The sequence below is a fragment of the Pseudomonas sp. LA5 genome (assembly GCF_028640825.1).
Taxonomy (GTDB): Bacteria; Pseudomonadota; Gammaproteobacteria; order Pseudomonadales; family Pseudomonadaceae; genus Chryseomonas; species Chryseomonas aestiva.
The window spans coordinates 294,939-300,938 of record NZ_JAQYZY010000025.1 but is presented as its reverse complement, the minus strand read 5'-3'; the positions used below and the strand labels follow the sequence as shown (position 1 = coordinate 300,938).

Sequence of the window (6,000 nt, the reverse complement as noted above, 5' to 3'; positions counted from 1 at the left end):
TCAGGCAAGCGCAAGTGGTTGAGTTGAAACGAAAAAGTTCAAATCAACGCTTGACAGGATGTGAGGACAGCGTAGAATGCGCGCCTCGGTTAGCGACACGGTCGCAGCCAACTGCTCTTTAACAAGTTGAATCAAGCAATTCGTGTGGGTGCTTGTGAGATAAGTCTGGTGTCGCAAGATTATCAGCAACACAAGTAACTCGTGAATTCATGAGTTTTTTGCGATTGCTGAGCCAAGTTTAGGGTTTTCTCAAAACCCGATCAGTCTACTTAACTGAAGAGTTTGATCATGGCTCAGATTGAACGCTGGCGGCAGGCCTAACACATGCAAGTCGAGCGGATGAGAGGAGCTTGCTCCTCGATTCAGCGGCGGACGGGTGAGTAATGCCTAGGAATCTGCCTAGTAGTGGGGGACAACGTTTCGAAAGGAACGCTAATACCGCATACGTCCTACGGGAGAAAGTGGGGGATCTTCGGACCTCACGCTATTAGATGAGCCTAGGTCGGATTAGCTAGTTGGTAGGGTAAAGGCCTACCAAGGCGACGATCCGTAACTGGTCTGAGAGGATGATCAGTCACACTGGAACTGAGACACGGTCCAGACTCCTACGGGAGGCAGCAGTGGGGAATATTGGACAATGGGCGAAAGCCTGATCCAGCCATGCCGCGTGTGTGAAGAAGGCCCTCGGGTCGTAAAGCACTTTAAGTTGGGAGGAAGGGCTTACAGCGAATACCTGTGAGTTTTGACGTTACCGACAGAATAAGCACCGGCTAACTTCGTGCCAGCAGCCGCGGTAATACGAAGGGTGCAAGCGTTAATCGGAATTACTGGGCGTAAAGCGCGCGTAGGTGGCTTGATAAGTTGGATGTGAAATCCCCGGGCTCAACCTGGGAACTGCATCCAAAACTGTCTGGCTAGAGTGTGGTAGAGGGTAGTGGAATTTCCAGTGTAGCGGTGAAATGCGTAGATATTGGAAGGAACACCAGTGGCGAAGGCGACTACCTGGACTAACACTGACACTGAGGTGCGAAAGCGTGGGGAGCAAACAGGATTAGATACCCTGGTAGTCCACGCCGTAAACGATGTCAACTAGCCGTTGGGATCCTTGAGATCTTAGTGGCGCAGCTAACGCATTAAGTTGACCGCCTGGGGAGTACGGCCGCAAGGTTAAAACTCAAATGAATTGACGGGGGCCCGCACAAGCGGTGGAGCATGTGGTTTAATTCGAAGCAACGCGAAGAACCTTACCTGGCCTTGACATGCTGAGAACTTTCCAGAGATGGATTGGTGCCTTCGGGAACTCAGACACAGGTGCTGCATGGCTGTCGTCAGCTCGTGTCGTGAGATGTTGGGTTAAGTCCCGTAACGAGCGCAACCCTTGTCCTTAGTTACCAGCACGTTATGGTGGGCACTCTAAGGAGACTGCCGGTGACAAACCGGAGGAAGGTGGGGATGACGTCAAGTCATCATGGCCCTTACGGCCAGGGCTACACACGTGCTACAATGGTCGGTACAAAGGGTTGCCAAGCCGCGAGGTGGAGCTAATCCCATAAAACCGATCGTAGTCCGGATCGCAGTCTGCAACTCGACTGCGTGAAGTCGGAATCGCTAGTAATCGTGAATCAGAACGTCACGGTGAATACGTTCCCGGGCCTTGTACACACCGCCCGTCACACCATGGGAGTGGGTTGCTCCAGAAGTAGCTAGTCTAACCTTCGGGAGGACGGTTACCACGGAGTGATTCATGACTGGGGTGAAGTCGTAACAAGGTAGCCGTAGGGGAACCTGCGGCTGGATCACCTCCTTAATCGAAAGATGTCAGCTTGCTGGCAAGCACCCACACGAATTGCTTGATTCACTGATAGAAGAGCAATTGAGTTAGTTAGACTCAAGGTAAGACGATTGGGTCTGTAGCTCAGTTGGTTAGAGCGCACCCCTGATAAGGGTGAGGTCGGCAGTTCGAATCTGCCCAGACCCACCAATCGATGGGGCCATAGCTCAGCTGGGAGAGCGCCTGCCTTGCACGCAGGAGGTCAGGAGTTCGATCCTCCTTGGCTCCACCATCTCCACCTACCGCTAACGCGATTGCTTGAAAAGCTCAGAAGTGAGCCTTTGACTTCTCCCTGCCGAAAGGTAATGAGAAGGGTACAAAAGCTGACTTCTGGTCTTTGATCAGAACTGTTCTTTAAAAAATTGGGAAAGTGATAGAAGTAGACTGCATTAACTGTTTTCACTGGCAGTTAGTGTCGTCAAGGTAAAATCTTGCGAACTCAAGCGCAAGTTTTCGGCGAAATGTCGTCTTCACTCATGTAACGCCTGCAGATCGGTAGCGTCCTTGGACGCCAGCGAGATTGCTTGGGGTTATATGGTCAAGTGAAGAAGCGCATACGGTGGATGCCTTGGCAGTCAGAGGCGATGAAAGACGTGATAGCCTGCGATAAGCTTCGGTGAGGTGGCAAATGACCTGTGACCCGGAGATCTCTGAATGGGGAAACCCACCTAGCATAAGCTGGGTATCTTAACCTGAATCCATAGGGTTAAGAGGCGAACCAGGGGAACTGAAACATCTAAGTACCCTGAGGAAAAGAAATCAACCGAGATTCCCTTAGTAGTGGCGAGCGAACGGGGACCAGCCCTTAAGTTGATTTGAGAGTAGCGGAACGCTTTGGAAAAGGCGGCCATAGTGGGTGATAGCCCTGTACGCGAAACGCTCTTATCAATGAAATCGAGTAGGACGGGGCACGAGAAACCCTGTCTGAATATGGGGGGACCATCCTCCAAGGCTAAATACTCCTGACTGACCGATAGTGAACCAGTACCGTGAGGGAAAGGCGAAAAGAACCCCGGAGAGGGGAGTGAAATAGAACCTGAAACCGTATGCGTACAAGCAGTGGGAGCCTACTTTGTTAGGTGACTGCGTACCTTTTGTATAATGGGTCAGCGACTTATTTTCAGTGGCGAGCTTAACCGAATAGGGGAGGCGTAGCGAAAGCGAGTCTTAATAGGGCGTTTAGTCGCTGGGAATAGACCCGAAACCGGGCGATCTATCCATGAGCAGGTTGAAGGTTAGGTAACACTGACTGGAGGACCGAACCCACTTCCGTTGAAAAGGCAGGGGATGACTTGTGGATCGGAGTGAAAGGCTAATCAAGCTCGGAGATAGCTGGTTCTCCTCGAAAGCTATTTAGGTAGCGCCTCATGTATCACTCTGGGGGGTAGAGCACTGTTTCGGCTAGGGGGTCATCCCGACTTACCAAACCGATGCAAACTCCGAATACCCAGAAGTGCCGAGCATGGGAGACACACGGCGGGTGCTAACGTCCGTCGTGAAAAGGGAAACAACCCAGACCGTCAGCTAAGGTCCCAAAGTCCTGGTTAAGTGGTAAACGATGTGGGAAGGCTTAGACAGCTAGGAGGTTGGCTTAGAAGCAGCCACCCTTTAAAGAAAGCGTAATAGCTCACTAGTCGAGTCGGCCTGCGCGGAAGATGTAACGGGGCTCAAACCAGGCACCGAAGCTACGGGTATCACCTTTGGTGATGCGGTAGAGGAGCGTTCTGTAAGCCTGTGAAGGTGAGTTGAGAAGCTTGCTGGAGGTATCAGAAGTGCGAATGCTGACATGAGTAACGACAATGCGAGTGAAAAACTCGCACGCCGAAAGACCAAGGGTTCCTGCGCAACGTTAATCGACGCAGGGTGAGTCGGTCCCTAAGGCGAGGCTGAAAGGCGTAGTCGATGGGAAACGGGTTAATATTCCCGTACTTCTAGTTACTGCGATGGGGGGACGGAGAAGGCTAGGCCAGCTTGGCGTTGGTTGTCCAAGTTTAAGGTGGTAGGCTGACTGTTTAGGTAAATCCGGACAGTTAAGGCCGAGAGCTGATGACGATCCTTCTTTTAGAAGGAGAAGTGGTTGATGCCATGCTTCCAGGAAAAGCCTCTAAGCTTCAGGTAACTAGGAACCGTACCCCAAACCGACACAGGTGGTCGGGTAGAGAATACCAAGGCGCTTGAGAGAACTCGGGTGAAGGAACTAGGCAAAATGGCACCGTAACTTCGGGAGAAGGTGCGCCGGTGAGGGTGAAGGGTTTACCCCGTAAGCTCATGCCGGTCGAAGATACCAGGCCGCTGCGACTGTTTATTAAAAACACAGCACTCTGCAAACACGAAAGTGGACGTATAGGGTGTGACGCCTGCCCGGTGCCGGAAGGTTAATTGATGGGGTTAGCGCAAGCGAAGCTCTTGATCGAAGCCCCGGTAAACGGCGGCCGTAACTATAACGGTCCTAAGGTAGCGAAATTCCTTGTCGGGTAAGTTCCGACCTGCACGAATGGCGTAACGATGGCGGCGCTGTCTCCACCCGAGACTCAGTGAAATTGAAATCGCTGTGAAGATGCAGTGTATCCGCGGCTAGACGGAAAGACCCCGTGAACCTTTACTGTAGCTTTGCACTGGACTTTGAGCTTGCTTGTGTAGGATAGGTGGGAGGCTTTGAAGCGTGGACGCCAGTCTGCGTGGAGCCATCCTTGAAATACCACCCTGGCAATCTTGAGGTTCTAACTCTGGTCCGTTATCCGGATCGAGGACAGTGTATGGTGGGCAGTTTGACTGGGGCGGTCTCCTCCTAAAGAGTAACGGAGGAGTACGAAGGTGCGCTCAGACCGGTCGGAAATCGGTCGTAGAGTATAAAGGCAAAAGCGCGCTTGACTGCGAGACAGACACGTCGAGCAGGTACGAAAGTAGGTCTTAGTGATCCGGTGGTTCTGTATGGAAGGGCCATCGCTCAACGGATAAAAGGTACTCCGGGGATAACAGGCTGATACCGCCCAAGAGTTCATATCGACGGCGGTGTTTGGCACCTCGATGTCGGCTCATCACATCCTGGGGCTGAAGCCGGTCCCAAGGGTATGGCTGTTCGCCATTTAAAGTGGTACGCGAGCTGGGTTTAGAACGTCGTGAGACAGTTCGGTCCCTATCTGCCGTGGACGTTTGAGATTTGAGAGGGGCTGCTCCTAGTACGAGAGGACCGGAGTGGACGAACCTCTGGTGTTCCGGTTGTCACGCCAGTGGCATTGCCGGGTAGCTACGTTCGGAAGAGATAACCGCTGAAAGCATCTAAGCGGGAAACTTGCCTCAAGATGAGATCTCACTGGAGCCTTGAGCTTCCTGAAGGGCCGTCGAAGACTACGACGTTGATAGGTCGGGTGTGTAAGCGCTGTGAGGCGTTGAGCTAACCGATACTAATTGCCCGTGAGGCTTGACCATATAACACCCAAACAATCTGACCGTGGTCAGAGCGTGAGGAAGACGACGCCGAAAACAGGCGCGTGGGTTCGCAAGACCCCAAAGACGAGTTGTCTACTTCGATCACAGACCCAATTGGGCCAGCCAGGCAGCCTCATCGCCTGGTCAGCCAACCGAATTGCTTGACGAACATAGAGCATTGGAACCACCTGATCCCTTCCCGAACTCAGAAGTGAAACGATGCATCGCCGATGGTAGTGTGGGGTTTCCCCATGTGAGAGTAGGTCATCGTCAAGCGCCTAACACCCAGCACCCCCGCTCAGTTCATTCTGGCGGGGGTGTTGTCTTTGGGGCGAGGAAAGTTTGGCCGGGCGTCAGGGCGCTTGAGTGCTGGGAGCGGGCAATCGGCTAATCGGCTAACGGAAGCCTGAAGTGGCGTCGCTGAGGGTGCCCTCACCCTAGCCCTCTCCCGGAGGGAGAGGAGACTAAAGGGCGCGGCGGTGACGTTGGAGCAGTGCCTGCTAGGCGGGTGCCGCTTTACGTCCGCAAGAGCACAACAGCCCGGCTGCGCCGGGCTGTTGTGTTTGAAGCGCGGCACAGGACCGTCGTAGGTTGGGTTGAGCTTGCGAAGCCCAACGCCTTGAGGTCGCCGCAGGCATGATAGACCTGAAAAAATGGCCGCCAGGCAGACTCCTATTGCTTATGCAGCCGTCGAGCGCCCGCTGCCGATATAGCGAGTCGGCAAAAGTACGCTAGCCAAG

At 53.3% G+C, this 6,000-nt stretch carries 2 tRNA genes and 3 rRNA genes; all 5 read left to right on the top strand.

Going from position 1 to position 6,000, the window contains the following annotated elements:
* The first annotated feature begins 270 nt into the window (after nt 1-270).
* The 5 genes from PVZ72_RS08040 (at nt 271) to rrf (ending at nt 5,536) form a co-directional block, all read left to right on the top strand.
* Nucleotides 271-1,807: ribosomal RNA gene (locus PVZ72_RS08040) — 16S ribosomal RNA — on the top strand.
* Nucleotides 1,808-1,904: 97 nt separating this feature from the next.
* A tRNA-Ile gene (locus PVZ72_RS08035) sits at nt 1,905-1,981 on the top strand.
* Between the two features lie 6 nt (nt 1,982-1,987).
* A tRNA-Ala gene (locus PVZ72_RS08030) sits at nt 1,988-2,063 on the top strand.
* A gap of 304 nt (nt 2,064-2,367) precedes the next feature.
* A 23S ribosomal RNA gene (locus tag PVZ72_RS08025) occupies nt 2,368-5,260 on the top strand.
* A gap of 160 nt (nt 5,261-5,420) precedes the next feature.
* Nucleotides 5,421-5,536: ribosomal RNA gene (gene rrf, locus PVZ72_RS08020) — 5S ribosomal RNA — on the top strand.
* Together the 16S, 23S and 5S rRNA genes with 2 tRNA genes alongside form the textbook arrangement of a ribosomal RNA operon.
* Nucleotides 5,537-6,000: the final 464 nt, after the last annotated feature.